The following is a 3,158-nucleotide window of genomic DNA, read 5'->3' on the forward strand; positions in this document are numbered from 1 at the left end:
TGCGCGCGGACCTGCTCGCCCGCGCGGCGCTGCGCCGGCTGCCGGCCGGCCATGCGCTGTTCCGGCGCGGCGACCCGCCGTGCGGGCTGTACGCGGTACTGGCCGGTTCACTCACGATAGGTGCGGTCGACCCGCAGGGCAAGGAGGCGCTGCTGACGGTCGCCGAGCCCGTCACGTGGTTCGGCGAAATCGCGCTGTTCGACGGCCAGCCGCGCACGCACGACGCGATCGCGCTCGACGACGCGCTGCTGCTGCACGTCCCGCAGGCCGCGCTGCTCGCGATCCTCGACGCGACGCCGCAATACTGGCGGCAATTCGCGCTGCTGATGGCGCAGAAGCTGCGCCTGAGCTTCCTGACCGTCGAGTCGATGAGCGTGATGCCGGCCGCGCAGCGGCTCGCCGCCCGCCTGCTGATGATCGCCGACGGCTACGGCGGGATCAGCGCCGGCCGCACCCGCATCCGGCTGTCGCAGGAAAAGCTCGCGGCGATGCTGTCGCTGACGCGACAGACCACCAACCAGTTGCTGAAGGCGCTGCAGGCCGACGGTGTCGTGCGGCTGCACGTCGGTGAAATCGAGCTCGTCGACGTCGACGCGCTGCGGCGCGCGAGCGGGCTGCCCGACGGCATGCGCTGAGCCGCGGCAGCGCCGTCACGCGGCCACCCCGCCGTCGCCGCGTTGCGCTATCGTGGCGGCTCGTCCGTTCATCCATCCGCCGCGCCTTGAGCACATCGACCGCCTCCGCTCCCTCCCGCCATCCGTGGCCGGTGTTCATCGCATTCCTGCGGCTCGGCCTTACGTCGTTCGGCGGCCCGGTCGCGCATCTCGGCTACTTCCGCACCGAGTTCGTCACGCGGCGCGCCTGGCTCACCGAGCGCACCTACGCGGATCTCGTCGGGCTGTGCCAGTTCCTGCCGGGCCCTGCGAGCAGCCAGGTCGGGATGGCGATCGGCCTCGCGCGCGCAGGCTACGCGGGGATGTTCGCCGCGTGGCTCGGCTTCACGCTGCCGTCGGCGCTGCTGATGATGCTGTTCGCGCTCGGCGTGCACGCGACGGGCGCGCCGATCGAAGCCGGTGCATTGCACGGGTTGCGCATCGTGTCGGTCGCCGTGATCGCGCAGGCCGTGTGGGGCATGGCACGCACGCTGTGCCCGGATGCGCGCCGCGTCACGCTGATGGCCGCGGCCGCCAGCGTCGCGCTGCTCGCGCCGGCCGCATGGACGCAGGTTGCCGTGATCGTCGCGGCCGGATTGGCCGGCCTCGTGCTGCTGCCGCAGCCGGCGCGCGGCACCCACGATCCGTTGCCGCTGCATGTGTCGCCGCGCGCGGGCGCGCTGTGGCTCGCGCTGTTCGCCGCACTCCTCGTCGTACTGCCGTTCGCGGCCCGCGCGCTGCGCTCCGATACGCTTGCCGTCGTCGATGCGTTCTTCCGTACGGGCGCGCTCGTGTTCGGCGGCGGCCACGTGGTGCTGCCGCTGCTGCAGGCGGCCGTGGTCGCGCCCGGCTGGGTCGGCGATGCGGCGTTCCTGGCCGGTTATGGCGTCGCGCAGGCCGTGCCGGGGCCGCTGTTCACGTTCTCGGCCTTCCTCGGCGCGTCGCTGCGCCAGGCGCCGACCGGCTGGCTCGGCGGCACGATCGCGCTGGTGTCGATCTTCGCGCCGTCGTTCCTGCTGGTGGCCGGCACCGCGCCGTTCTGGGAGCGCCTGCGCCGCAGCACGCGGATGCAGGCCGCGCTCGCGGGCGTGAACGCGGCCGTCGTCGGGCTGCTGCTCGCGGCGCTCTATCACCCGGTCTGGACCGACACGATCATGGCGCCGCGCGACCTGGCCGCGGCGCTCGTCGCATTCGTCGCGCTGGTGTTCTGGCGCGTGCCGCCATGGGCCGTCGTGATCGCGAGCGCGGCGCTCGGCTGGGGGCTCGGCCTCCTCGCCTGATTGGGCACGCGGAGCACGTTCCGCCGCGGCAAAAACAAAAAAGCCCTCGAAACGAGGGCTTTTCTGCTGGGTACCGCGCGCCGTGGCGGCGCGCAGGTGCCGGACCTTACGCGAAGTTCTTCGCTGCGAAGTCCCAGTTCACGATGTTCCAGAACGCTTCGACGAACTTCGGACGTGCGTTGCGGTAGTCGATGTAGTACGCGTGTTCCCACACGTCGATCGTCAGCAGTGCCTTGTCGGCCGTCGTCAGCGGAGTTGCTGCGTTGCTCGTCGACACGATGTCGAGCGAACCGTCAGCCTTCTTCACGAGCCATGCCCAGCCCGAACCGAACGTGCCGACCGCGGCCTTCGTGAACGCTTCCTTGAATGCGTCGTACGAACCCCACTTCGCGTTGATCGCGTCGCCCAGCGCGCCCGTCGGTGCGCCGCCGCCGTTCGGCGACAGGCTGTTCCAGAAGAACGTGTGGTTCCAGATTTGCGCGGCGTTGTTGAAGATGCCACCCGACGACTTCTTCACGATCTCTTCCAGCGACAGGTTTTCGAATTCCGTGCCCGGGATCAGATTGTTCAGGTTCGTCACATAAGCCTGATGGTGCTTGCCGTAGTGGTACTGGATCGTCTCGAGCGAGATGGTCGGCGCGAGTGCGTCTTCAGCGTACGGGAGCGGCGGGAGCGTATGAGCCATGGCGATTCCTTCGTTGAGTATGTAGGGGGGCTTGTGTTGAATGCTGCCGAGCGTCCGATTGTAGGCGAGACCGAATAACCCCGCAAACTCACGGGCCATTTATCCGCGGTATGCGGAAAAGCGATGTTCGCGCATCGTCCACAGGGACGAGCCGATACCGCGCAACCGCCGTTCCCGCGCGTTTTGCCCGGTCGCGGCGCGTGCGCCGCTCACGTCAGATCGTATCGGCGAGGCGCGGCTGCACGTCGGCGAGCGACACGTCGGCCGAGCCTTCGGCGAGATGCACGGTCAGGCGGCGCTGCGGCTTCAATGCGTTCGGCGTGCGCACCGCGCGGCCCGTCTGCGCATCGATCAGCGCCGCATAACCGCGCTCGAGCGTGCGCTGCGGGCTCAACACCTCGAGCCTTGCCGCACAGGCCGACACGCGAGCCGTGTCGCGTTCGTGACGGCGCTGCAATGCAAGCGCAAGACGCTGCGACAGCCCCGCGAGTGCCTGGCGCGCCTGCGACGGATCGGGGCGCGCGCGCTGCCAGCGCAACT

Annotated in this window: 4 protein-coding genes; 2 read left to right on the forward strand and 2 right to left on the reverse strand. The window is 69.9% G+C overall.

Translation table 11 applies throughout. The annotated features are described in order from the left end of the window. Window positions 1-635 (forward strand): Crp/Fnr family transcriptional regulator (locus tag DPV74_RS40270; RefSeq protein ID WP_162923300.1); only part of this gene is annotated, 635 nt, incomplete at its 5' end. An 86-nt stretch (window positions 636-721) separates the two neighbouring features. After that, window positions 722-1,933: a chromate efflux transporter gene (gene chrA, locus DPV74_RS40275; RefSeq protein WP_091924542.1), complete on the forward strand. Its 1,212-nt coding sequence runs from the start codon at window positions 722-724 to the stop codon at window positions 1,931-1,933. Between the two features lie 106 nt (window positions 1,934-2,039). Here the strand turns inward: chrA and sodB are convergent, their stop codons facing one another. Together sodB and DPV74_RS40285 are read right to left on the reverse strand one after the other, a co-directional pair. Then, entirely contained in the window at window positions 2,040-2,618 is a 579-nt protein-coding gene (sodB, locus tag DPV74_RS40280) for a superoxide dismutase [Fe] (RefSeq protein ID WP_011352986.1), read from the reverse strand. Between the two features lie 214 nt (window positions 2,619-2,832). Then, window positions 2,833-3,158: exodeoxyribonuclease VII large subunit (locus tag DPV74_RS40285; protein WP_276142059.1), on the reverse strand; the 326-nt coding region annotated here is incomplete at its 5' end.

The organism is Burkholderia sp. HAN2018, assembly GCF_024704855.1.
Lineage (GTDB): Bacteria > Pseudomonadota > Gammaproteobacteria > Burkholderiales > Burkholderiaceae > Burkholderia > Burkholderia cepacia.

Bases quoted from the DNA above. Each gene is read 5' to 3' on its own strand.
- sodB (WP_011352986.1), bottom strand. From the start codon at position 2,618: ATGGCTCATACGCTCCCGCCGCTCCCGTACGCTGAAGACGCACTCGCG.